This is a genomic window from Micromonospora sp. B006 (assembly GCF_003408515.1).
Classification (GTDB): Bacteria; Actinomycetota; Actinomycetes; order Mycobacteriales; family Micromonosporaceae; genus Micromonospora; species Micromonospora echinospora_A.
The window spans coordinates 6,117,003-6,139,104 of sequence record NZ_CP030865.1 but is presented as its reverse complement, the minus strand read 5'-3'; the positions used below and the strand labels follow the sequence as shown (position 1 = coordinate 6,139,104).

The 22,102-nt window shown below is 70.1% G+C and carries 24 protein-coding genes and 1 tRNA gene; 13 read left to right on the top strand and 12 right to left on the bottom strand.

Annotated features, from left to right (window positions below; all coding sequences use genetic code 11):
- Positions 1-100: 100 nt before the first annotated feature.
- Complete coding sequence (locus tag MicB006_RS27590) at positions 101-370, bottom strand: hypothetical protein (RefSeq protein WP_116510030.1); 270 nt, start codon at positions 368-370, stop codon at positions 101-103.
- 476 nt (positions 371-846) lie between these two features.
- Here MicB006_RS27590 and MicB006_RS27585 point away from each other — a divergent pair, with 476 nt between their 5' ends.
- The gene (locus tag MicB006_RS27585) at positions 847-1,191 is read left to right on the top strand and encodes a hypothetical protein (protein WP_152037892.1); all 345 of its coding nucleotides are present in this window, start codon (positions 847-849) and stop codon (positions 1,189-1,191) included.
- 294 nt (positions 1,192-1,485) lie between these two features.
- On the opposite strand, the gene MicB006_RS27580 is transcribed toward MicB006_RS27585, so the two are convergent.
- Complete coding sequence (locus MicB006_RS27580; RefSeq protein WP_225980525.1) at positions 1,486-2,028, bottom strand: hypothetical protein; 543 nt, start codon at positions 2,026-2,028, stop codon at positions 1,486-1,488.
- 225 nt (positions 2,029-2,253) lie between these two features.
- On the opposite strand from MicB006_RS27580, the gene MicB006_RS32510 reads away from it, so the two are divergent.
- Complete coding sequence (locus tag MicB006_RS32510) at positions 2,254-3,375, top strand: hypothetical protein (protein ID WP_225980524.1); 1,122 nt, start codon at positions 2,254-2,256, stop codon at positions 3,373-3,375.
- Between the two features lie 440 nt (positions 3,376-3,815).
- Here MicB006_RS32510 and MicB006_RS27570 read toward each other — a convergent pair whose 3' ends face one another.
- Positions 3,816-5,072: an XRE family transcriptional regulator gene (locus MicB006_RS27570; protein WP_225980523.1), complete on the bottom strand. Its 1,257-nt coding sequence runs from the start codon at positions 5,070-5,072 to the stop codon at positions 3,816-3,818.
- Between the two features lie 222 nt (positions 5,073-5,294).
- Here MicB006_RS27570 and MicB006_RS27565 point away from each other — a divergent pair, with 222 nt between their 5' ends.
- The 11 genes from MicB006_RS27565 to MicB006_RS27515 all read left to right on the top strand — a co-directional run bounded on the left by MicB006_RS27565 (position 5,295) and on the right by MicB006_RS27515 (position 13,400).
- Positions 5,295-6,146 (top strand): hypothetical protein, encoded by an 852-nt coding sequence (locus MicB006_RS27565; RefSeq protein WP_116510024.1) that lies wholly within the window; start codon positions 5,295-5,297, stop codon positions 6,144-6,146.
- Between the two features lie 72 nt (positions 6,147-6,218).
- A complete protein-coding gene (gene ssb, locus MicB006_RS27560) occupies positions 6,219-6,683 on the top strand; it encodes a single-stranded DNA-binding protein (protein WP_116511882.1) in 465 nt (154 codons plus the stop codon).
- A 14-nt stretch (positions 6,684-6,697) separates the two neighbouring features.
- Entirely contained in the window at positions 6,698-7,537 is an 840-nt protein-coding gene (locus MicB006_RS27555) for an FtsK/SpoIIIE domain-containing protein (protein WP_116511880.1), read from the top strand.
- On the top strand, positions 7,534-7,863 hold the full coding sequence (locus MicB006_RS27550) for a hypothetical protein (RefSeq protein ID WP_116510022.1): 330 nt from the start codon (positions 7,534-7,536) through the stop codon (positions 7,861-7,863). Before MicB006_RS27555 ends, MicB006_RS27550 begins: the two co-directional genes overlap by 4 nt.
- An 88-nt stretch (positions 7,864-7,951) precedes the next feature.
- Positions 7,952-8,368 carry a hypothetical protein gene (locus MicB006_RS27545; protein WP_116510020.1) on the top strand — a complete coding sequence of 139 codons (417 nt, stop codon included), beginning with the start codon at positions 7,952-7,954 and terminating at the stop codon, positions 8,366-8,368.
- Positions 8,365-9,045 carry a hypothetical protein gene (locus MicB006_RS32870; RefSeq protein ID WP_370013376.1) on the top strand — a complete coding sequence of 227 codons (681 nt, stop codon included), beginning with the start codon at positions 8,365-8,367 and terminating at the stop codon, positions 9,043-9,045. Before MicB006_RS27545 ends, MicB006_RS32870 begins: the two co-directional genes overlap by 4 nt.
- On the top strand, positions 9,042-9,302 hold the full coding sequence (locus MicB006_RS27535; RefSeq protein WP_116510018.1) for a hypothetical protein: 261 nt from the start codon (positions 9,042-9,044) through the stop codon (positions 9,300-9,302). Before MicB006_RS32870 ends, MicB006_RS27535 begins: the two co-directional genes overlap by 4 nt.
- Positions 9,299-10,354, top strand: coding sequence for a hypothetical protein (locus tag MicB006_RS27530; RefSeq protein WP_116510017.1), 1,056 nt, complete (start codon positions 9,299-9,301; stop codon positions 10,352-10,354). The genes MicB006_RS27535 and MicB006_RS27530 overlap by 4 nt, the downstream gene beginning before the upstream one ends.
- Complete coding sequence (locus tag MicB006_RS27525; RefSeq protein ID WP_192900147.1) at positions 10,351-11,919, top strand: replication initiator; 1,569 nt, start codon at positions 10,351-10,353, stop codon at positions 11,917-11,919. Before MicB006_RS27530 ends, MicB006_RS27525 begins: the two co-directional genes overlap by 4 nt.
- Before the next feature lie 93 nt (positions 11,920-12,012).
- Positions 12,013-12,201, top strand: a complete 189-nt coding sequence (locus MicB006_RS27520; protein ID WP_116510015.1) for an AlpA family transcriptional regulator — start codon at positions 12,013-12,015, stop codon at positions 12,199-12,201.
- Between the two features lie 173 nt (positions 12,202-12,374).
- On the top strand, positions 12,375-13,400 hold the full coding sequence (locus MicB006_RS27515) for a site-specific integrase (RefSeq protein ID WP_225980851.1): 1,026 nt from the start codon (positions 12,375-12,377) through the stop codon (positions 13,398-13,400).
- Between the two features lie 26 nt (positions 13,401-13,426).
- Here MicB006_RS27515 and MicB006_RS27510 read toward each other — a convergent pair.
- From MicB006_RS27510 to ald, 9 genes are all read right to left on the bottom strand, one after another.
- Positions 13,427-13,500, bottom strand: a tRNA-Pro gene (locus MicB006_RS27510).
- 143 nt (positions 13,501-13,643) lie between these two features.
- A complete protein-coding gene (der, locus tag MicB006_RS27505) occupies positions 13,644-15,050 on the bottom strand; it encodes a ribosome biogenesis GTPase Der (RefSeq protein WP_116510011.1) in 1,407 nt (468 codons plus the stop codon).
- Positions 15,047-15,727: a (d)CMP kinase gene (gene cmk, locus MicB006_RS27500; protein ID WP_116510009.1), complete on the bottom strand. Its 681-nt coding sequence runs from the start codon at positions 15,725-15,727 to the stop codon at positions 15,047-15,049. The genes der and cmk overlap by 4 nt, the downstream gene beginning before the upstream one ends.
- Positions 15,728-15,898: 171 nt before the next feature.
- Entirely contained in the window at positions 15,899-16,669 is a 771-nt protein-coding gene (locus tag MicB006_RS27495; protein ID WP_073831622.1) for a pseudouridine synthase, read from the bottom strand.
- The gene (gene scpB, locus MicB006_RS27490; RefSeq protein ID WP_192900146.1) at positions 16,656-17,651 is read right to left on the bottom strand and encodes an SMC-Scp complex subunit ScpB; all 996 of its coding nucleotides are present in this window, start codon (positions 17,649-17,651) and stop codon (positions 16,656-16,658) included. Before scpB ends, MicB006_RS27495 begins: the two co-directional genes overlap by 14 nt.
- 4 nt (positions 17,652-17,655) lie before the next feature.
- A complete protein-coding gene (locus MicB006_RS27485; protein ID WP_370013512.1) occupies positions 17,656-18,603 on the bottom strand; it encodes a ScpA family protein in 948 nt (315 codons plus the stop codon).
- A gap of 101 nt (positions 18,604-18,704) precedes the next feature.
- Positions 18,705-19,628, bottom strand: a complete 924-nt coding sequence (locus MicB006_RS27480) for a ParA family protein (protein WP_116510005.1) — start codon at positions 19,626-19,628, stop codon at positions 18,705-18,707.
- A gap of 221 nt (positions 19,629-19,849) precedes the next feature.
- The gene (locus MicB006_RS27475) at positions 19,850-20,821 is read right to left on the bottom strand and encodes a tyrosine recombinase (protein WP_116511874.1); all 972 of its coding nucleotides are present in this window, start codon (positions 20,819-20,821) and stop codon (positions 19,850-19,852) included.
- An 11-nt stretch (positions 20,822-20,832) separates the two neighbouring features.
- Positions 20,833-21,948, bottom strand: a complete 1,116-nt coding sequence (gene ald / locus MicB006_RS27470; protein WP_116510003.1) for an alanine dehydrogenase — start codon at positions 21,946-21,948, stop codon at positions 20,833-20,835.
- Between the last annotated feature and the right edge of the window lie 154 nt (positions 21,949-22,102).

Here is a 22,102-nt window from a genome sequence, read left to right as displayed (position 1 = left end):
CAGCAACGGTCTGCCCGACGGCACATCGTCGGCGGTTGGGCTGTCCGTTGCGGTCCGGGGCAGACGTGTGGTCCCCGGCTGGTCCCCGACCGGTTCCTACCTACTGGTCACCCTCGGAGCAGTCGTCGGTCATGGAGTGAAACGGTCCGGTGTAGTCGCGGCCGATCGGGACGTCGCGAAGCGGCGCGAGACCTCCAACGCGGAAACTGGCGTCGTCACCTTCTGCCTTTGCCTTCGCGTTCAAGCAGTCGACGTACGCCTGCGTCTGTTCCCGGTCAGTGTAGAACTTGGTCCCTGACGGGACTGCTAGTCCGCTGTCGTAGACCTTCACGGGTACGTACGCCACGCAGCCGTCGTCCTCGTAGCTCACGCCTCGTCCTCCTCCGGTTCAACTTCACGGGTCGGCATGCCGCTGCTTACTGGGTGTGGATTCTACGGGTGACCGGCGCGACGGGCTGTCGCTCAGAGAGCAGGCCGTCCTGTATGGACTGTAAGTCCCCAGTACTCCGCTACAAGCCGGTACCGGCATCCCGTCGCGCAGGCTCCGCCCTGCCGGGCCGCGCCGACCTGGTCCAGGTGGAGCGCCCCACTGGACGTACGACCTGGACCAGGTCGGCGCGGTCTGGTGGCCTCTGGTGGGCGACGGGCCCCCGGTCGCGGCCGAGGCATCCCAGAGTCGCCGAGGGTTCGGGGCGAGTAGCCCCGGCCGCCGGAGGCCATCCCCGGGTCGTAGGGCCGGAGGCCCTGCCCGCCGGAGGCGAGGCTCTTGCCGGTCCGGCCGCCCAGGTGAGTCCTCGTCACGATCTGTGCTTCCATGCTCACGTTCAGGTCGTTACCTTGATAGTCATGGATGAACCGGACTGGAACGAGCAGGAGCGGGGCGAGCCCGAGTGGGTCTACGACCCGCCGGCCGAGGAGGACGGTTACGACCTGGCCGACACGGGCGCCGGCCCCAAGGGTCAACCGTCTGGGATCGCCGCGATCCGGCAGCGTCACCCGCAGGCGTACGACCAGTGGACACGTCAGGCTGACTCGGCGCTGGTGAAGGGCTACCTGGCTGGCCGCAGCATTGACGAGCTGGCCGCGTCCTTCGAGCGGCAGCCAAGCGCGATCCAGCGACGCCTTGAGCGACTGGCCTTCGCCGAGATGAGTCGACACCGCACTGAGCCGGGTGCGCCTGAGCCGGGCTGACCCAACCGATCCTCGATGCCCTGCGCCGAGTTCCAAACGGCGCAGGGCATCTTTGCGTCCGACTGCCGGTCCGCCGTTGCCGCAGGCATAAGGCGGAACCGGCAGGGGCCGGACGACGCGGCCCGAAGGGCCGCCTTGAAGACGTATGGAAAGTTCTCACCAGTGGCGTCCAGGTGGCATGCCCACTCTGGGTGCCGGACGTCCGACAGGAGTGCTCCACCTTGTCATCCTGCCCTGGCCACCTAAAGAGCATCGGCCACTGCAGACGCGGCAGCGCTACTGCTCAACGCTCCACTAATTGGTAGACAGTGCCAGAACAAACGCCGCAATGTAGGTCAAGCCTAAGGCGACGGGCACTACCTGCTCCAGATGGGTTAGCGAGAGATAGCTCTTCCAATTCACTCCCTTATCCAGCAACTCCCATTCGGCTCGGAATGGAGCCGCCGGAAGCCTCTCTTCTAGCAGTACTATTACCGCAAACTTCGCCGAGTTAAGCTGACGATAGGACCTCATTAGCCAATACCAGGCGACGCACTGCACAAGTAGCGCAATCAGTGGCGCGAGCAGCCACCAGGCTGAAACGAGCGGCTGCTTCTGCCAGAAGATCCCTAGAACGGTAATCGCCGTGGTGTTGAGTCCAAGAAAGAATGTGTTGGTCAAGTTTCGCCGGGAACTCAGGCGGTCCGCCATCTCCACGAACACTTTGTACTGTTCGAACACTATGTCGACATAGGGAATTCTCGCAGGTTGCTCCGCCGTTGGTCCGTCGGGCTCGTTCCACAACCCTTGCGCAACGACCGGAGAGCTGTCCGATATTGGTGGCACCGTTCGATCCATGAAACGCTCCGATCATTGCGGCCGACATAGGTACAGCTCGCAGCAACTGCGGTTAGTTGCTGTAGCACATCACGACATGATCGTGGCCTAGGACCGCAAGTGCCATGGCGTGGTGACGACATGCCGACAGGAGACTTCAAGTTGCGGACGCCTGCTCGTAAGCTCGCGGCTGGCAGACCTAGATGCGACGACCGCGACGTCGACCTAAGGGCCAAGGGGGTCAGTGTGCCAGAGGATGAGCCTGTAGGCAGCGAGCAATTCGAAGCGGATGGGGAAGTGGGGGGGTCGCCACCATCACGATCCAAGGGAGGCCAAGGCAACATCTTCCGTTCCTATCCTCGTCGGTCTCTTGAACAAGCTCTGCGCATCCCGAATGCCATCAAAGACCACAACGCCGGCAACCCGTGGGACCCAGCGGAAATCGCTGCCGCACTCAACCTGGGTCCCAAGTCTGGAAATTACTACTATCTAACGAACGCGTCTCGCGACTTCGGCTTGACTGAAGGTAATCGAGATTCGCCCGCAATCAAGCTCACGAGTCTGGGTAGGCGAGTCGTATATCCGGAGAATCAGGACGAAGAACGGCAAGCACTTTTAGATGCATTCTTTAGTGTCGCCACTTTCCGTCAACTCGTAGAATATTATAAGGGCAGCAAACTCCCTGAAGAACGCTTCTTGTCGAACGTGCTGCAAAATACTCTGAAGATTGACCCACGAATCCACGCCGAATTCATCGACTTGTTCGAGAAGAATTGCCGATATGTCGGTGTCGGCGAGGAATTCGACGTAGCTTCTTCAAAGAGTTCGCCCAAGGCTGCAGCCACCCCGCCGGCATTGATCACTTTGGCGTCGCCCGCTGGAGGTCCCACGCCTGAGCTCACTTGCTTCATTGCGATGCCGTTCACCGAGCGGCATGAAGACCACCCCCCGGGGTACTTTACAGAGGTGCTGGAGAACCTTTTCACGCCAGCCCTGCAAGATGCAGGGTTTAAGGTGAAGACGGCAATCCAGTACGGCTCTGACTTGATTCACCACACCCTTTTGAATGAGCTCATAAATGCCGACCTAGTGCTTGCCGACTTGTCAGAGCACAACCCGAACGTGCTGTTCGAACTCGGCATTCGAATGGCAGTAAATAAGCCTGTTGTGTTAGTGCGCTCACGCGGCACTGGACCGATTTTCGATGTGGACAATGCGTTACGCGTCTGGGATTACAACTCCACCTTGTGGAAGAGCGCGGTCGAAAAAGACGTCCCGCGCCTTACTGAACACGTAATTGGCGCTTGGCAAAATAAGGACACAAACCCCTCCTACATGGACATCCTACGCCGGACTTCTCCGCTGTAGCCATGCCACCACACCCTCGCCACCGACACCCCAACGGCGGCTGCCGCTCATTGCGGTGGGCCACGCCACGCAACTTCAGTAAGGGGGCCAGCGTGGCCCACCGCTGGGCGGGGGTCTTAGACGGATAGTGGCTCGCATTGATCCGGTGCATGGGTGCGTTGATCGCCTAACCCAGGCAGAATGGCGGGAGTGACGAGACCTGACCCTGACGCAGAGTGGTGGACGACCTCGGACGTCGCCGCGTACCTCGGGGTGCGGGTCGGCACGGTGGCGACATACCGGAAGCGAGGGCAGATGCCTGCGCCGGACCTGACCCTTGGACGGACGCATGTGTGGCGGCCGGCGCATATCGTCAGCTGGCATGCGGCGCGACCTAGGCCCGGCGTCGGCGGCAGGATGCGAGCAGATGCACAACCGCCGTCAGTCGAGGAGGCTGATCGCTAGGCGCTCGGGCCGGCCTTGACTGCCCGTAGCTCGTCCGCGAAGTCCCGCGTCTCTGGCGCGTCTGGGTACTGCTTCGCCAGCACTGACGACAGGTCCGTGGCCACCATGGCGAGCGACGGCAGCGACCGGCGGTTGCCACTGAGCGCCTGGCGGCCGAGGTCGACGGCGCGGTCCAAGTCGCCTGCTCGTGCAGCCACCACACCAAGGGTGATCTGCGCTTCCGCCACCCGCATCGGCTTGCGTACGATGCCGCTGCTGTCCGTGGATGAGCGGATCACCTCGTCTGCGTAGACCTCGGCGAGCCCGTTCTCCCCGACGATCCGGTAGCAGTCCATCGCGTAGAAGTCGAACTTGGCCGGGTCGACCACGAAGTGGTGATCCAGGTTCTCCGGGTAGGGCAGTCCTTCAAGGATGCGGCGGCCCTGGTCCAGAGCAAGCTCAACTTGACGCCGGTCTCCCATGCGCGCCCACGCCTTCGCACGCTGGGCGGCCAGTTGAACTGCCACGCTCTGGTGCGGCGCGGCTGCCTCGCCTGCCTCAGCGGCGGCAACCACGCCACGAAAGTCACCTGCGGTCAGCGCGTACCACGCCCGCATCTCCTGTGCCCAACCGACGACGTTCACGTCCCCGGACTCTTCGCCGAGCTGCAAGGCTGCCCTGCGGGTCGCCTCGGCTTCGGTGCGTCGACCCATGTCGTACTCGACGCAACCCACCAGGAGGGCCACTGTTCCCGCCAACGTCAGCAACTCCCGGTGCTGGGCGAGCGTGAGGCGAGCGTCGAGCAGTGCCGTCATGCGTCGCAGCCACGCATGTCCCTCGACGCGGAGGTCGGCCGAGTCGGCGTAGGGGTACTCGCTGCACAGCCTGTCGGCGGTGATCCTCAGCCCTTCGAGGGTCGCTTGGGATACGTCCGACGCGCGCATGCGGGTCACGATTTCGAGGGTGTCCAGGCCAGCGCCGGCCATCAAGGTCTTGTCGATGTCCTCGCGGCCAGGTCGTGGGAAGAATGCAGCGGTGACGGTGCCGAACGTAGCCGCGATGAGGCCCTTGTAGAAGTCATCCGGTTCAGCGTCCCCCGCCTCCCAGCGCTTCCAGTTGCGGAGCAGGCTGCCGTTCGACGGCAGCTCGGATGAGGCGTGCGCCCGGAGGGCTTCAACCGCCCCGGCTTGCGACCACCCTCGGGCGGCCCGTTCGTTTCGGATGCGCCGAGCCCACAGAGGCCGGCTCTCGCCCGCGCTGCCCGTGTCTCCCATGAGCCCAGTATGGCCCCGCTAGGGGGGTGACAGGGAAGGGGACAGCGGCCTGACCCCGCAGTGACACCTGTCGTTGACTGAGTAGCTGAGCGATCGTCATATCTACAAGTTCCGTTGCCGGAAGATCACTTGCCCGCTGGGGCTGGCGATCAACGGCGCGGTGTCGTAGCGTCCAGAGTACTAACTCGGTTAGTAATTTGGACCACCGAGGGGAGTCGAAGCATGGCCGGAAGGATGTTCGGGGAGCGCCCGGTGGGCGCGGTGACGCTGGTGGAGACGCCGGTGTCGCGGTCGTACGCGCAGAAGGCTCGGGTGGCGTTCCTCGTCGTGGCGGCGTCTGTCGCCCTGGTGGTGGCGGCCACCGCATCGGTGGCGCTGTCGCTGCCGCTGGCGGTAGTGGTCGGTCTGGTGTCCGGCGGGGTGTGCGGCCTGGTCGTCGCGTGCGTGGTCCGGGTGTGGCCGGCGCTGCGGGTGCTGTGGTGGTGGGCGGTCGAGATCGTCGCTGCGGTCACGGTGTTCGTGGGCATGGCGTACCTGTCTCGGGCGACGCATCCGGCGGTGCCGCTGGTGCTCCTGGCCGTGGTGCTGGGTGTGCTTTTCGGTGTCGGTCGGCTTCGTCGGCGGGTGTCGGCGTGGGTGTGGTGCGTGGTGGTGCGGCATCGGCTGCGGCTCTGCTTCACGGAGTTCATCCGGTCCGCGTCGCGGCTGCACCCGGGTCGGTTGCCGCTGATCCTGTGGGCGAGGCCGACGCCGGCCGGGGAGCGGGTGTGGGTGTGGCTGCGGCCGGGCCTGGACCTGACGGACCTGGACGGCAAGGCGGACAAGCTCGCGGTGGCCTGCTGGGCGGGTGAGGCGCGGATGGTCCGCGCGTCGGCCCGGCATGCCGCGTTGGTGCGGGTCGACATCACCCGTCGTGACCCGTTGACCGGCCTGGTGGCGTCGCCGCTGTCGGCCTGGGTGGCGTGGATGCGCGACGAGGACGCCCCGGTGTCGCCGGCTGTGCCGCCGGTGGGCCTGGACCTGCTGGACGTGCCGGAGCCCGCACCGCCGCAGCAGCGCAGTCCGCGCCGCTGACCTCGAAAACTCGCACACGTCGTGCGACGTGTGCTAGGTGGTGCCGCGTCTGGCGGCTCACCTCGGAAACCGATCCAGGGAGGATCTGTAATGGCAAACGACACGACCGTGACGGTGGTGGGCAACCTGACCGCCGACCCGGAACTGCGGTTTACCCCGGCCGGGGTGGCGCTGGTGAAGTTCACCGTGGCGTCGACGCCTCGGGTGTTCGACCGGAACGCGGGTGAGTACCGCGACGGTGATCCGCTGTTCCTGACCTGCACCGCGTGGCGGGACCTGGCCGAGCACATCGCCGAGTCCCTCGCCAAGGGCACCCGCGTGGTGGTAGCCGGGCGGCTGCGGCTGTCGCGGTGGGAGAACGAGCAGGGCGAGAAGCGCTCTGCGTACGGCCTGGACGTCGACGAGGTCGGCCCGTCGCTGCGGTTCGCCACGGCGACGGTGAAGAAGATGGCCCGGTCCCGTAACGGGGACGGGTTCACTCCGGAGACGTCGGCGGATGACCCGTGGTCGACCGCCGCGCCGGCGTCGGTGGCCTGAGCGGAGACGGGCTGATGTCGACGCTGACCGTTCCCGCCGTACCGGGTGGCACGCCTGCCGACCCGCCCGTGTCGATCTTCGACCCGGTGCATGTCGGGGTGGACGAGTTCGGCCACCCGGTGCGGGTCCCGCTGATCTACCGCAACTTGTTGATCGGTGGGGAACCGGGCGGCGGCAAGTCGACCCTGCTGAATCTGATCGTGGCTCACGCCGCCCTGTCGCTCGACTGCCGGCTGTGCCTGCTCGACGGCAAGCAGGTCGAGTTGGGTCAGTGGAAGAGCTGCGCTGACGTGTTCGTCGGCCCGGACATCACGCATGCCCTGGCCACGCTGCGGCGGATGCAGATCGTGATGGACAACCGGTACGCCTACCTGGAAGTGGCGGGCCGCCGGAAGACCCAGCGCGATGACGTGTTCAGTCCGATCCTCGTCGCCGTCGATGAGATCGCCTACTTCTCGGCCACCGTCGGGGACAAGAAGACCCGGGAGGACTTCGCGGGTCTGCTGCGTGACCTGGTGGCGCGGGGCCGGGCGGTCGGGATCATCGTCGTCGCGGCGACGCAGCGACCGTCGTCGGACATCATCCCGACGTCGCTGCGGGACCTGTTCGCCTGGCGGTGCGCGTTCCGGTGCACCACCAACGTGTCCTCGGACATCGTCCTGGGGCACGGGTGGGCGGACCGGGGTTGGTCGGCCAACACGATCAGCCCGACCAACCCCGGCGTGGGCCTGCTCATCGCCGAGGGCGGTACCCCGCAACTGATCAAAGCCGCGTACCTGGATGACGCGGCCTGCGCTCGCATCGCCATTCACGCCGCCCGTCTGCGGGCTGACCGCAAGGAGCGTGCGGCATGAGTATCCGTATCCGACCCCGGCCGGCGACGTCGCCGACCTGGCCCGGCACCGACGACCACCTGTCGCACCCGGACTGGTGCGCCCGGGGGCACGCCTGCGGCCTGGGCGAGCACCGGGCTCAGCCGGTGACCCTGCGGGTTCCCGGGCGCGGTGTGGTGGTCCTGACCCGGGTGCTGGCCGCCGACGGCAGCCAGCACGCCGAGATCCGCACCCGCATCAGCCTCGCTCCCGGCGACATCAGCGCTCGGGCGCACCTGATGCGGATCGTCACCGAGTTCGACTCGGCCCTGCGGCGGATGGTCCGCCCTCAGCGCCGAACGCCATAGAAACGGGCCGGCAGCAACGGGTTCGCCCTAGGAAAGCACCCCGACGCCGCCGACCCGCCCCATCAACAGCCCGGAAGGAGCTGCCGTCATGCACGCTACCCAAAACACGGTCGCCGAGCAGGTGACCACCCCGGCCCGCACGCTGCGGGACGCCGCCCTGTACCTGTCCCGCCACGGCTGGACGCAGGGCGCCTACTACGACGCCACGTCGGGGTCGTTCACTCCCCCGGCCTGTCTGGTCGGCGCGGTCGGCATGGTCTGCTACGGCGGCCCGGTCGACGCCCCGGCCCAGATGTTCGACGCCCCGGAGTTCGCTGACTTCAACGCCGCGTTGACCTACCTCGACTGGTACTTGGCCCTCCGGTTCGCCGACAGCCAGTACTACGAGAGGCTCGACACCGCCTACGACTTCAACGACGCCAAGGGCCAGACCGCCGACGCTGTCATCGCCGTTCTCAACGCAGCGGCCAACGCGTGGGACCGCACCAACGGTGGTGCGGCATGAGCAAGAACACCGTCAAGCCCGGCTTGACGCGCACCCGCACCAAGCGCGCCAAGCGGCAGGTGGAAACCACCGAGTTCGACGCGTTCGCACGCCGCATCCTGCGGGCGTACGCCCGTCGGGTCGCGGCCGGCGACATCGAGGCGCTGCAGTCACTCGCGGCGCTGTCCACCGACGTGGACGCCATGACCCGGCTCGCTGTCACCGGTCTGCGACAGCCTCCGTACCGCTACTCGTGGTCGGAGATCGCCGACCGGCTGGGCGTGTCCCGGCAGGCGGTGCAGATGCGCTACGGCGACCGCGCCGACCGCATCGCCCTGGACGAGCGGCTCACCCGAGCCGGCCTCGGCGTCACGGTGGCGACCCTCGCTCAGGTGTTCGCCGATCACCACCCCGGTAGCCCGGCCGCTTCGGTGTGCCCGGGCTGCGGCTTCCGCTACCCCGACGGGGTGACGGACTGCCCCACCAACGCCACGGTTCGTCCGCTGCTGTACCGGCGACGTGGCGAGGACAAGCAGGCGCTGTCCGTGCTAACGCCTGACCAGCTCGCCGACCTGCACAACCCGAAGGCCGCCCGGACCAACCGGACGGCCACCCGCAGGGCGGCCCAACCCACGCCCCCGGCTTCCCGTCCGGAGCCGACCCTGTTCGGCCTCAGCGACGGGAGGGCTTCGGCGTGAACATCGCATCCAACCCGCCCGGCACCGGTCAGTGGATCGGTGCGAGCTACGCCCTCGGACGGCCGGTCAGCACCGGCGAGCCGTACCCGCACATCTGCGGCGTCACGGTGACCGGCTCGATGACCGGCGTGACGGTGCGGCTGCGGGAGCGCCACTGTGCGGCCTGCGCCGCCGAGCGTTCCACCGCAGCTCACCCCGGGCAGCCGGGTGGCCGGCCGCGTCTCGTTCTGATCTCCGGAACGGGGGCACGCCGGTGATCCGCGTCAACACTGCACCCGTCAACGCCGGTGAGCCCCGGTTGGCGTCGATCGCCTCGTGGGCGGTGCTGGTCGCGTCGTTCGGCCTGTCCGCCTCCACCTGGATCGCGCTGGCCGAACTCGCCGGCTTCACCGCTCACATCACGATCCCCGGCACCTCGGTCAGCCTCGCCCTGGCCTGGCTGATGCCCATCGCGGTCGACGGCTACGTGGTCGTCGCCCTGGTGCTGTGGATGGCTCCCGTGCCCGCACGGGTCGCCGCGTTCGCCAAGAAGAACACCTACGGTGCGGCCGGCATCGGCATCGCTGCCCAGTCGGCGTACCACCTGCTCCAGACCAACGCCAACACCGACGAAACCTGGCGCGTGGCCATGGCCGCGATCGTCGGCGCACTGCCGCCGGCCGTCGCCGGCCTGGCCGTGCACATGCGCGCCCTGATCCGCCGGGAAAGCGGCCGAACCCTGACCGCCACCACCGGCACCGCACCGACGTTCCCGGCACCCGCCGAGACGCCAACCCCGACCATGACCGTTCCCGCCGTCCCGGCACCGACGCCCGGCCGGCCCGAGCTACCCATCATCCCGACCATCGACACGGCCGAACCGGCACCGACGCCGGCTCAGCCCGAGATCCCGACCCCGGCCCAGCTCGCCACCCGGATCACCGCACCGCGACCGGCCCCGACCCCGGAGCCGTCGACGCCCCGGCCCGATGCGACTGCCCGCCCCGCCCGTCCCCGTCCGAGCAAGCCCGATGTCACCCCGGCACCGACGTTGGCACCGTCCACCACCGACACTCCTGTCACCGAGTCTGACGCTGCCCAACTTCCGCTGCCGATCGTGGCCCCGGACCTGCTCGCCCGAGCGACCCGCGTCGCGAAGCAGTACCGCATCGAGCACGGCACGCCGATCACCCCGGGCCAACTGGCCGTCCGCCTCAAGGTGACCTCCGAGGAGGCCACGCAAGCCCTCGCGGTCCTGGACCTCGACCCCAACACCGACAACCGACCCGTCCGATCCGCCAACGGCCGCCCCGTGAAGGCGACCCGTTGACCGTCTCGACGCTGACCGTCGTACCCGAAGCTTCCGCTTCGGGTACGGCCCCGTGCGCCGAGCCGACCGCGCCACCCTGGTACGCCACGTCCTCCGACATCCGGCTGCAAGCCGCCGCCCGGCTCACCCAACCGGACCTGCCCGGCTGGCTGCGCCACGTCCGCCCGGCCGCCGGCTGCACCCGGCCCGTCCGCCTGGCCGGCACCATGGCCACCGTCGAAGCCGCGACCGGCCGCCTCCTGTCGGAGCGATCGACAGCCGACATGCCCGACGGCGTCATCTACAAGCCGTGCGGCAACCGCCGGGCTTCGGTATGCCCCACCTGCTCCAAGCTCTACCAGCGCGACGCCTACCAGGTGGTCCGCGCCGGCCTCGTCGGCGGCAAGGGCGTGCCCGAGCAGGTCGCCCACCATCCGGCGGTGTTCCCCACCTTCACCGCCCCGTCCTTCGGCGAGGTCCACACCCGCTATGTCAAGCGGCACACCTGCACCCGCCGCACTGCCTGCGACTGCCGCGCCGAGCCCTGCCACGCCCGCCGGGACTCGACCGTCTGCCCGCACGGGGTGCGGCTGGTCTGCTTCGCCCGCCACGAGGACACCGACGCCCGGTTGGGCACCCCGCTGTGCCTGGACTGCTACGACCACGACGCGCAAGCGGTCTGGAACCTCTCGGCCGGAGAGCTGTGGCGGCGCACCACCATCGCCATCAACCGCTACATGCACCGCCTAGCCACGGCGCGCGGCATCCCGGACGTGCCGGTGACCTCGCCACGTACCGGCAAGACCCGCTGGGTGTCGCCGGTGCGACTGTCGTTCGGCAAAGCCGCCGAGATGCAGCGACGCGGCGTCGTGCACTTCCACGCCATCATCCGACTCGACGGCCGCGACCCCGCCGACCCGGACGCCATCGCGCCGGCCCCGCCGCAGCTCGACGCCGCCGACCTGGTCGACGCCGTCGACCACGCCGCCGCCACCGTCGGCTTCACCACCGCCGACCACCCCGCCCACCCGGGCGGCTGGCCGATCGCCTGGGGCACGCAGGTGCTCACCAAGGTAATCACCGTGGCCGGGCGGGGTGAGGTGACCGACGCCCAGGTGGCGGCGTACCTGGCCAAGTACGCCACCAAGTCGACCGAGGCCACCGGCCACGCCTCCAACCGGCTCACCGCCGACAGCATCGATATCTACGCCGACCCGGCCGGTAGCCACACCGAGCGGCTGATCGACGCCTGCTGGATGCTCGGGCGTCTCCGCGACTGGCGGCGGCTGCGGCGCTGGGCGCACATGCTCGGGTTCGGTGGCCACTTCCTCACCAAGTCTCGCCGCTACTCGGTGACCTTCGCCCTGCTGCGCAACCAACGCGTCGTGTTCCGTCGCGCGCAGAGCAGCGGGCCGGAGGAAGCCGCGGCCGGCACCGAGCCGACCACATTGGTGGTCAACTTCCTGCAATTCGTGGGCGCCGGCTGGCACACCACCGCCGACGCGCTGCTCGCCAACGCCTCCGCCGCGATGGCCCGAGAGCAGCAGGACGCGGCACGCGAGTACCTACAGACCCTCGTCGCCTGACGCGCGATTCAGCGTCAAGCCCACCTTGACAGTAGAACCGACAACATTGGGGATCCGATGAGTACCGATGCACTGGCAGCACCGGGCGTCCTGATGACCACAGAGGAGCTTGCCCGGCTCGTGAAGGTCGACCCGTCCACCGTGCGACGGTGGCGCACCGCCGACCCGGTCCAGGGGCCGGCGTTCATCCGGCTGTCCGCCCGGGTCGTCAAGTACGACCCGGAGGACGTGCGGGCGTGGCTGGGGCGGCACCGCACCGATCCCGAGGAATCGGCTCGGTGACCACTCCCCTGCTCCCGATCGGCGTCGCCGTCTCCACCGACGTCGAGCACCGGCCCGGCCGGCCGAACCCGTACCGTGCCCGGGTCCGGTGGGTCGATCCGGCGTCGGGCCGACGCCGCTCCAAGTCGCAGGCGTTCGCGGACGCCGAGCAGGCACAAGCCTGGCTCGGCACCATGCAGCGCGCGGCCAAGGGCGGCGTCGACCCCGACGCGGCGTCGATGCGGTTGGCGCAGTACGGCGAGAGCGTGATGCGCCTGGCGCTGCGCGGCCTGGAGGGCAAGACGCTCGACCCGTACTTGGCAGGGTGGCGTAGGCGGGTGGTGCCGACGCTCGGCCACCTGCCGGTCCGGCTGATCACAAACGGTGCGGTGGATCGGGCCGCGCACGGCTGGATCGCCGAGGGCTGCGGACGGTCGACGGTGAAGAACAGCCTTGCCGTCCTGGTGCGGGTCCTGGAGCAGGCGGTGCGGGACGGCCTGATCGACCGGAATCCGGCGCGGCTGACCGGGTGGCAGCGGGAGTACCAGCGGGCGGAGGACGAGTTGGACAACCCGCGTTCCCTGGCGCTGCCGGACTGGACCGCGCTGGCCACCCTGGCGGCGGCGTTGGTGGGGCGCTCGCACGGCCGCTATCCGGGCTGGGGCGAGGTGGTGATGTTCGCGGCCGGCACGGCGGCCCGCATCGGCGAGGTGTCCGGCGTGCGCAAGGGCGACATCGACCGTGACACCTGGCTGTGGACGGTGCGTCGGCAGACCACCACCGGGCCCGGCGGCCTGGTCGACAAGGGCACCAAGGGCAAGCGGGCGCGGCAGGTGCCCATCATTGAGGAGCTGCGGCCGATGGTGGCCGCGAAGCTCGACCGGCTCACCGAGGATGACGGCCGGCTCTTCGTCGGTCCTCGCGGCGGGCGGATCAGCACGGCGGTGCTGCGCGACGCGACGCACTGGGACGAGGTGGTCGGCTCGCTGGGCTTCGAGTACCTGCGGCGGCACGACCTACGGCACACCGGGCTGACGTGGATGGCGGATGCCGGCGTGCCGGTGCACGTTCTACGGAAGATCGCCGGGCACGGCTCGTTGATGACGACTCAGCGATATCTGCATCCGGATCGTCAGTCGATCCGGGCCGCCGGTGAGGCGCTGTCTTCGCATCTCACCGGCCTGAGGTCCCCAAATGGTCCCCCGCGGGGCATCGCATGATCGCGAGAAATGCCCTTCTACCTGCGTCGGGACGGCCGGATTCGAACCGACGACCCCTTGACCCCCAGTCAAGTGCGCTACCAAGCTGCGCCACGTCCCGATGCCCCCGCCAGGTCTCCCCCGCGGCAGCCGGTACAGCTTAGCGCAGGATCTTCGCACCGTGCGCAGAGGGCCCTCCCGCGCCGCACGCCACACCCCCTAGAGCGTCCTAGGAGGGTGGCGTGCAGCAGAGCAGGGAGCGGGTCAGCCGTGGGCCTTGCCCCGGCCGCCGGGGCCGAGCTTCTTGCGCGGGCGTACCGAGATCTCGATCGGGCTGCCCTCGAAGCCGAACTCCTCGCGGAGCTTGCGCTCGACGAAGCGCTGGTAGCCGGCGTCCAACGGGCCGGTGGTGAACAGCACGAAGCGCGGCGGCGCCGCCCCGGCCTGGGTGGCGAACAGGATGCGCGGGGCGCGTCCGCCGCGTACCGGGTGCGGGGTGGCCTGGACCAGCGCGGTGAGCCACTGGTTGAGCTGCGCGGTCGGGATGCGCGTCTCCCAGCTGGCCAGGGCCTTGCGCAGCGCGGGCGCGAGCTTGTCGACGGCGCGGCCGGTCTTGGCGGACAGGTTCAGTCGGATCGCCCAGGGGATGCGCCGCAGCTCGCGGTCGATCTCCTTGTCCAGGTAGTAGCGGCGGTCGCCGTCGACCAGGTCCCACTTGTTGAACGCGATGACAAGCGCCCGGCCGGACTCCACGACCATGGTGAGGATCCGCTGGTCCTGCTCGCTGATCACCTCGCTGGAGTCGATCAGCACCACGGCGACCTCGGCCGCCTCGATCGCCGAGGCGGTACGCAGGCTGGCGTAGTACTCGGTGCCGCTGGCCTTGCCCACCCGCTTGCGCAGACCGGCCGTGTCGACCAGCTGCCAGGTCTCGCCGCCGATCTCCACCAGGCTGTCGACCGGGTCCACTGTGGTGCCGGCCACCGAGTCGACCACTGCCCGCTCCTCACCGGAGAAGCGGTTCAGCAGGCTGGACTTGCCGACGTTGGGGCGGCCCACCAGTGCCACCCGTCGCGGGCCGCGCGGGCGGTTCTCCACGATCGCCGGTGCCTCGGGCAGCGCGTCCAGGATGGCGTCGAGCAGGTCGCCGGAACCGCGGCCGTGCAGCGCCGAGATCGGGAACGGCTCACCGAGGCCGAGCGACCACAGCGAGGTCGCCTCCATCTCGATGGTGGTGTTGTCGGCCTTGTTGGCGATGAGGATCACCGGCTTGGCGCTGCGGCGCAGCATCTTCACCGCGGCCTCGTCCACGTCGGTGGCGCCGACCATGGCGTCCACCACGAACAGCACCACGTCGGCGGTCGCCACCGCGGTCTCGGCCTGGGCGGCGATGGCCGCCGCCCGGTCCTTGGCGTCGGGCTCCCAGCCGCCGGTGTCCACCACCGTGAACGCCCGGCCGTTCCACTGCGCGTCGTAGGGCACGCGGTCCCGGGTCACGCCGGGGATGTCCTCCACGACCGCCTGCCGGCGGCCGATGATGCGGTTGACGAGCGTGGACTTGCCGACATTGGGCCGGCCGACCACCGCTACGACGGGCTGCGGGCCGGTCGGCTCACCGGAGTCGATTTCCGGCTCGCGCAGCTCCACCCAGCCACCGAAATCGTCGCTCACGCGGCACCCCGCTCCGTGAGCATGTCCCGCAGCCGCGCCACTACCTCGTCGATGCCCAGCTCGGTGGTGTCCAGCACCACCGCGTCGGGGGCCTGCTGCAGCGGGTTGACCTTGCGGGTCGAGTCGAGGCGGTCCCGGCGGGCCAGGTCCGCGGCGGTCGCCGCGACGTCGGCGGCGTCCTCCGCGCTGCGCCGCTTCGCGCGCGCCGCCTCGGAGGCGGTCAGGTACACCTTCAGCTCCGCGTCCGGCGCGACCACCGAGCCGATGTCCCGGCCTTCGACCACGATCCGGCCCGCGTCGGCGATCACCCGCCGCTGCCGGTCCACCAGCAGCTCGCGTACGGCGGCGACGGCGGCAACCGCTGACACCGCGGCGGTCACCTCGGCGCCGCGGATGGCGGTGGACACGTCGGTGCCGTCGACAGTCACGGCGTACCCCTGGGGGTCGGTGCCGATGCGCAGGTCGGCCTCGGCGGCGACCTTGGCCACCGACTCGGCGTCGGTGAGTTCCACGCCGGAGCGCAGGACCGCCCAGGTCAGCGCCCGGTACATGGCGCCGGTGTCGAGGTAGCGGGCGCCGAGGCCCGCCGCGAGTCGCCGCGACACGGTGGACTTCCCCGAACCGGACGGCCCGTCCACAGCGACCACGCATCGCCCGGCCGGTACGTTCTCCTCCACCGTTGTCCTCCTCAGCCCGTACCTCGCGGGTCGCCCGGATTATCGGGCGCCGTTGAGCGGATGGTTCTGTCGTCAATCATGCCCGCGCCGCGCGGGCGTCCCGCCGGGCGGCACGCGCCGGCCCGCGGACCGCGTCGAAGCCTACCGGGAGCCGTACCCCGATCGTCGGGGTCAGTCACCCACGGCCTTGAACAGGGCGGCGACCTCCGCGTTGGTGAGCCGCCGCAGCCGCCCGGTGCGCAGGTCACCGAGCTTGATCGGACCGATCGAGGTACGGATCAGACGGGACACCGGGTGTCCCACCTCGGCCATCAGGCGCCGGACGATGTGTTTGCGACCCTCGTGCAGGGTCAGCTCCACCTGGGCGGTTTTGCCAAGCGTGTCGACCAGCCTGAACCCGTCGACCTTCACCGGCCCGTCCTCCAGCTCGACGCCGGCGGTCAGCCGCTTGCCCAGGTTGCGCGGGATCGGCCCGGCCACCTCGGCGAGGTAGGTCTTGAGTACCTCGTACGACGGGTGCATGAGCTTGTGGGCGAGGGTGCCGTCGTTGGTGAGCAGCAGCAGGCCCTCGCTGTCGGCGTCCAGTCGCCCGACGTGGTAGACCCGCTGCTCCAGCCGCGCGCCGATGAAGTCGGCGAGCTCGGTGCGGCCCTTCTCGTCAGCCATGGTGGTGACCACACCGCGCGGCTTGTTCATCGCCACGTAGACCAGGCGGACGTCGGCCTGCAGCCGCTCCCCGTCGACGACGATCACGTCGCGGGCCGGGTCGGCCTTGTCGCCGAGCTGCGCCACCCGCCCGTTCACTGTCACCCGCCGCCGGAAGATCAGGTCTTCACAGGCGCGCCGGGAACCCACCCCCGCGGCGGCGAGCACCTTCTGCAGGCGCTCGGCGCCCTCGTACACGGGGGCGTCGGGCTTCGGGGCACGGTCATCGCGTCGCATCGGCAAGCTCTTCTACGTCGTCGGGAAGGAACGGGGCCAGGGGCGGCAGGTCGTCCACCGAGTTGAGCCCCAGCTTCTCCAGGAACATGGTGGTGGTCCGGTAGAGGTAGGCGCCGCTGTCCGCTTCGGTGCCGCACTCCTCGACCAGGCCGCGACCCACCAGGGTACGGAGCACCCCGTCGCAGTTGACACCCCGGATGGCCGAGATGCGCGAACGGGTCACCGGCTGCCGGTAGGCGACCACGGCGAGCGTCTCCAGCGCGGCCTGGGTCAGCCGCACGGACTGCCCGTCCAGCACAAACCGCTCGACGTAGGTGGCGTATTCCGGCCGGGTGTAGAGACGCCAGCCACCCGCAGCCCGGCGCAGGTCGAACCCGTGCCCGGCAGCGGTGTACCCGGCGGCGATCTCGTCGAGCATCGCGCCGACCCGCTCCGGGGACTGTTCCAGGACCTCGGCCAGCGTCAGCTCGCTGACCGGCTGGTCCACCACCAGCAGGATCGCCTCCAGGGCGCCGCGCAGCTCCGCGTCGTCCAGGACGGGCGCGGGCGGCGGTTCCGGCGCGGCCCGCCGACGTCCCCGCTTCTGGGGTACGCCGCCCGCCGCTCCCCCACCCGCCCGGTCCCGCGGCTCCTGCGCGTTCGCGTCGCCGGCTGTGTCGGCGGAGGCGGCCGGGTCGGTGCCGGCGTCGGCCGAGGGCTCGATGCGCCCGTCGGCGCCCGCCGCCGGGCTTCCACCCGAGATCTTGGTACGGTCCCGCCCCTCAAGGGGCGCCTCCGTACCAAGATCCGCCGTGGTTTCAGCGATCTTGGAAGAATCTGGCCCCTCCAGGGGCCCTTGGCTTCCAAGATCTGTGAGCGGCTCGGGCGCAGAGCTGGAGTCGTCCGGCTCAGCCTCGGGACTGGGCGCGGACGGGCGCTGCCACGGGGGGATCCAGGCGGCGGCCTGGTCGGCCAGCGAGTCGCGGCGTTCCTCGTCGCTCATCCGTTCACTCCTGCGTCGGTGCGGGTTCGTCCGCCGCCTCGGTGGGCACGGCGGCGTCAGCGGATGCGGCAGCGTCGGCCGATGTGCCGTCGCCGGGCACGGCGGCGGGGGTGGGCTCGGGGTTGCCGGCGTACTCGTCGACTGTCAGCTCGGCCTCGCCGTCGGCCGGGCCGGTCCACCGAACGGTCAGCTCCTCCAGCGCCTGCTCCTGCACGAACGCCACGAGACCCTGCCGGTACAGCTCGAGCAGCGCCAGGAACCGGGCCACCACCTCGAGCGTCATCTCGCAGTCGGCGCAGAGCAGCGAGAACGTGGCGATGCCGGCGCGGCGCAGCCGGTCGGCGATGATGCCGGCGTGTTCGCGGACGCTGACCCGGACCATGTGCACGTGCGCGATCGACACCTCGGGCACCGGTTTCGGGCTCATCGCCTTGACCGCGAGCTTGCGCAGCCGCTCGGGACCGATACCGAGCACCAGGTCGGGCAGCGCCTCGGCGTACCGCGGTTCGAGCGTGACCGCCCTCGGGTAGCGGCGGCCGCCGACCGCCTCCAGCTCGGCGATGTGCGCGGCGGCCTCCTTGTACGCCTTGTACTGCAACAGCCGCGCGAACAGCAGGTCCCGCGCCTCCAGCAGCGCCAGGTCCTCCTCGTCCTCGACCTCGGCCGAGGGCAGCAGCCGGGCCGCCTTGAGGTCGAGCAGGGTGGCGGCGACGAGCAGGAACTCGCTGGTCTCGTCCAGGTCCCACTGGTCGCCCATCGCCCGCAGATACGCGATGAACTCGTCGGTGACCTTGTGCAGCGCGACCTCGGTGACGTCCAGCTTGTGCTTGCTGATCAGCTGGAGCAGCAGGTCGAACGGGCCGGTGAAGTTGTCCAGCCGGACCGTGAAGCCACTGGTCTGCTCGCCGGTGCCCGCGTCGGCGGGCACCACACCGTCGACCTCGGCGGCCAACTCCGCGGCTACGGCGGGGTCACCGGTGCCGTGTGGCGGGTCGAGGGGCGGTGCGGTCACCGGGAAACCGTAGACGACGCGGCGGGCGGCCGGCGTGCGCCCTACCGGTCCGCCTGGGCGGCGATGACCTCCCGGGCCAGCTGCCGGTAGTTGCGCGCGCCGGAGGAGGCCGGGTCGAGGGTGGTGATCGGGGCGCCGGCCACCGTGGACTCGGGGAACTTCACCGTCTTGGTGATGACGGTCTGGTAGACCTTGTCGCCGAACGCCTCGACCACCCGCTGCAGCACCTGGCGGCAGTGGGTGGTGCGGCTGTCGTACATGGTGGCGAGGATGCCTTCGAGTTCCAGGTCGAAGTTGAGCCGCTCGCGCACCTTGTCGATGGTGTCCAGCAGCAGCGCGACACCGCGCAGGCTGAAGAACTCGCACTCCAGCGGGATGAGCACGCCGTGCGCGACGGTGAGCGCGTTGATCGCCAGCAGTCCCAGTGAGGGCTGGCAGTCGATCAGGATGAAGTCGTACTCCTTGCGGATGGTGCGCAGCACCCGCGCCAGGGCCATCTCCCGGGCGACCTCGTTCACCAGCTGGATCTCGGCGGCGGAGAGGTCGATGTTGGCTGGTAGCAGGTGCAGGCCGGCCACGTCGGTCTTGATCAGGACGTCCTCGGCGGTGACGTCGTCCTGCATGAGCAGGTTGTAGACCGACAGGTCCAGGTTGTGCGGGTTGACGCCCAGCCCGACCGAGAGGGCACCCTGCGGGTCGAAGTCGACGAGCAGCACCTTGCGGCCGTACTCGGCCAGGGCCGCGCCCAGGTTGATGGTCGTCGTGGTCTTGCCGACGCCGCCCTTCTGGTTGGCCATCGCGATGATCCGCGCCGGGCCGTGCCGGTCGGTCGGCATGGGTTCGGGGATCGGCTTGCGCATGGTGGCGGTGGCCGGGTCGGCGGGGCCGAGATCGGCACCCAGCGTCGCCTGCTGCTCACGGAGCTCCGACGTCCAGGTCTCGGCACGGTCACCGTTTCCTGCCATGTCCTCGTTGCCCCCTCCCGACGACCACCCGGCGTCGGAGCCGTCCGACGTCCCTCGCGGCGCCGCTGCGCACCCCCGGTCCGTCGTACCTGGAGGCCCGCGCCGATGCCGACTGTACGCCACCGGCCAGCAGCACGTTCGGTAGCGGGTCGGCGTGTCGGCCGCCCGTCAGCCGCGGGCGCGGCCCGATCACAGACCCCGGGGCCGCGAGCCCGGAGCGCTCAGCGGGCGCGGGGGTGGGCGGTGGCGTACACCTCGCGCAGCCGTTCCACAGTCACCAGCGTGTAGACCTGGGTGGTGGTCACCGAGGCGTGGCCGAGCAGCTCCTGCACGACGCGCACGTCCGCGCCGCCGTCGAGCAGGTGCGTGGCGTACGAGTGGCGCAGTGTGTGCGGGGAGATCGCGTCCGGGCCGTCGACCGGCAGGCCGGCCCGGCCGGCGGCGGCGCGCAGCACGGCCCAGGCGCCCTGCCGGGTGAGCGGGCCGCCGCGGGCGTTGACGAAGACCGCGTGGGTGCCGCGTCCGGCAGCGAGCAGCGCCGGGCGGCCCCGGACCAGCCAGGCGCGCAGCGCGTCGGCCGCGTACCCGCCGACCGGGACCAGCCGGGTCCGGCCGCCCTTGCCGCGCAGCAGCACGGCGCCGGCGTCGAGGTCCAGGTCGTCGACGGCGGCGCCGAGCGCCTCGGAGATGCGCGCGCCGGTGCCGTACAGGAATTCCAGCAGCGCGCGGTCGCGCAGCGCGCGGGCGGCGGCGTCGCCGGTGGCGCCGGGCAGGTCGGCGGCCTCCAGCAGCCGCAGGACCGCGTCCACGGGCAGCGCCCGGGGCAGCCGGCGCGGCGGCGCGGGCGGGCGGACGTCGCGGCTGGGGTCGGCGGCGGCGAGCCCTTCGCGCAGCGCGAAGCGGTGCAGGCCGCGTACCGCGCTGGCGGCGCGGGCGGCGGAGGAGACGGCGAGCGGCGGGTGGTCGTCGTCGCCGGCGCGCAGCCGGGCCAGGTGGGCCTCGACCTGCGCGGGCCCGGCGGCGGCCAGGTCGGTCACCCCGGCCGCGGCCAGCGTGGCCAGGTAGCGGTCCAGGTCCCGGCGGTACGAGGCGAGCGTGTTCGCGGACAGCCCACGCTCGACGGTGAGGTGGTCCAGGTACGTGCGGACCGCGCGGCGCAGGGCCGGCGCGGGTTCCGCGCCGGCCCTGCGCACCACGGTGTCGGTCAGTTCAGCACCTCGTCCAGCGGCAGCACGTCCATGCCGTGCGCCTCGGCGACCGGGCCGTAGACGACCTTGCCGGCATGGGTGTTGAGGCCCAGCGCCAGCGCCGGGTCGTTGCGCAGCGCCTGCTGCCAGCCCTGGTTGGCCAGTTCGAGGGCGTACGGCAGGGTGACGTTCGTCAGCGCGTAGGTGCTGGTGTTCGGCACCGCGCCGGGCATGTTCGCCACGCAGTAGAAGATCGAGTCGTGCACCTTGTAGGTCGGGTCGGCGTGCGTGGTCGGGCGCGAGTCCTCGAAGCAGCCGCCCTGGTCGATGGCGATGTCGACGAGCACGCTGCCCGGCTTCATCCGGGAGACCAGCTCGTTGGAGATGAGCTTCGGGGCCTTCGCGCCGGGCACCAGCACCGCGCCGATGACCAGGTCCGCGTCGAGCACGGCCCGCTCGATCTCGTACGCGTTGGAGGCGACGGTCTGCAGGTGACCCCGGTAGATGGCGTCGGCCTGGCGCAGCCGGGCCACGTTCTTGTCCAGCAGCAGCACCTCGGACTGCAGGCCCAGCGCGATGGCGGCGGCGTTGAGGCCGGACACGCCCGCGCCGATGACAACGGTCTTTGCGGCGTACACGCCGGAGACGCCGCCGGGCAGCACGCCCCGCCCGCCGCCGGTGCGCATCATGTAGAAGGCGCCCACCTGGGGGGCGAGCCGGCCGGCCACCTCGGACATCGGGGCGAGCAGCGGCAGCGACCGGTCGGGCAGCTCGACGGTCTCGTACGCGATGCCGGTGACCTTGCGGTCGACCAGCGCGTCGGTGCACTCGCGGGAGGCGGCCAGGTGCAGGTACGTGAAGAGCACCTGTCCCTCGCGCATCCGGTGGTACTCCTCGGCGATCGGCTCCTTGACCTTGAGGACCAGCTCGGCGGTGTCCCACACCTCGTCGGCGGTGGCCAGGATCTTCGCGCCGGCGGCGGCGAACTCGTCGTCGGTGATGCTGGAGCCGACGCCGGCGCCGGCCTCGACAAAGACCTCGTGGCCGTGGCGGGTGAACTCGTTGACGCCCGCGGGCGTGATCGCCACCCGGTACTCGTGGTTCTTGACCTCGCGGGGGATTCCGACCTTCACGATGCAGACACCTTCCTCCGGGGCTGCTCACCCCCGACTGCGCGGCGCCGCGCCGGCTCCGTTGCCGGCGCGGTACACCGGTCCCGCCGGCGGCAGTCTAGAGCCGTGGGAAGCCCACGGACGGCGACACTGTGACATCCGGTGCCCGCTGGTG

Coding starts and splice junctions, on each gene's coding strand:
- MicB006_RS27585 (WP_152037892.1), top strand. CDS start 847: ATGGATGAACCGGACTGGAACGAGCAGGAGCGGGGCGAGCCCGAGTGG.
- MicB006_RS27580 (WP_225980525.1), bottom strand. CDS start 2,028: ATGGATCGAACGGTGCCACCAATATCGGACAGCTCTCCGGTCGTTGCG.
- MicB006_RS27570 (WP_225980523.1), bottom strand. CDS start 5,072: ATGGGAGACACGGGCAGCGCGGGCGAGAGCCGGCCTCTGTGGGCTCGG.
- MicB006_RS27565 (WP_116510024.1), top strand. CDS start 5,295: ATGGCCGGAAGGATGTTCGGGGAGCGCCCGGTGGGCGCGGTGACGCTG.
- MicB006_RS27555 (WP_116511880.1), top strand. CDS start 6,698: ATGTCGACGCTGACCGTTCCCGCCGTACCGGGTGGCACGCCTGCCGAC.
- MicB006_RS27550 (WP_116510022.1), top strand. CDS start 7,534: ATGAGTATCCGTATCCGACCCCGGCCGGCGACGTCGCCGACCTGGCCC.
- MicB006_RS27545 (WP_116510020.1), top strand. CDS start 7,952: ATGCACGCTACCCAAAACACGGTCGCCGAGCAGGTGACCACCCCGGCC.
- MicB006_RS32870 (WP_370013376.1), top strand. CDS start 8,365: ATGAGCAAGAACACCGTCAAGCCCGGCTTGACGCGCACCCGCACCAAG.
- MicB006_RS27520 (WP_116510015.1), top strand. CDS start 12,013: ATGACCACAGAGGAGCTTGCCCGGCTCGTGAAGGTCGACCCGTCCACC.
- MicB006_RS27515 (WP_225980851.1), top strand. CDS start 12,375: ATGCAGCGCGCGGCCAAGGGCGGCGTCGACCCCGACGCGGCGTCGATG.
- MicB006_RS27495 (WP_073831622.1), bottom strand. CDS start 16,669: ATGCGACGCGATGACCGTGCCCCGAAGCCCGACGCCCCCGTGTACGAG.
- scpB (WP_192900146.1), bottom strand. CDS start 17,651: ATGAGCGACGAGGAACGCCGCGACTCGCTGGCCGACCAGGCCGCCGCC.
- MicB006_RS27480 (WP_116510005.1), bottom strand. CDS start 19,628: ATGGCAGGAAACGGTGACCGTGCCGAGACCTGGACGTCGGAGCTCCGT.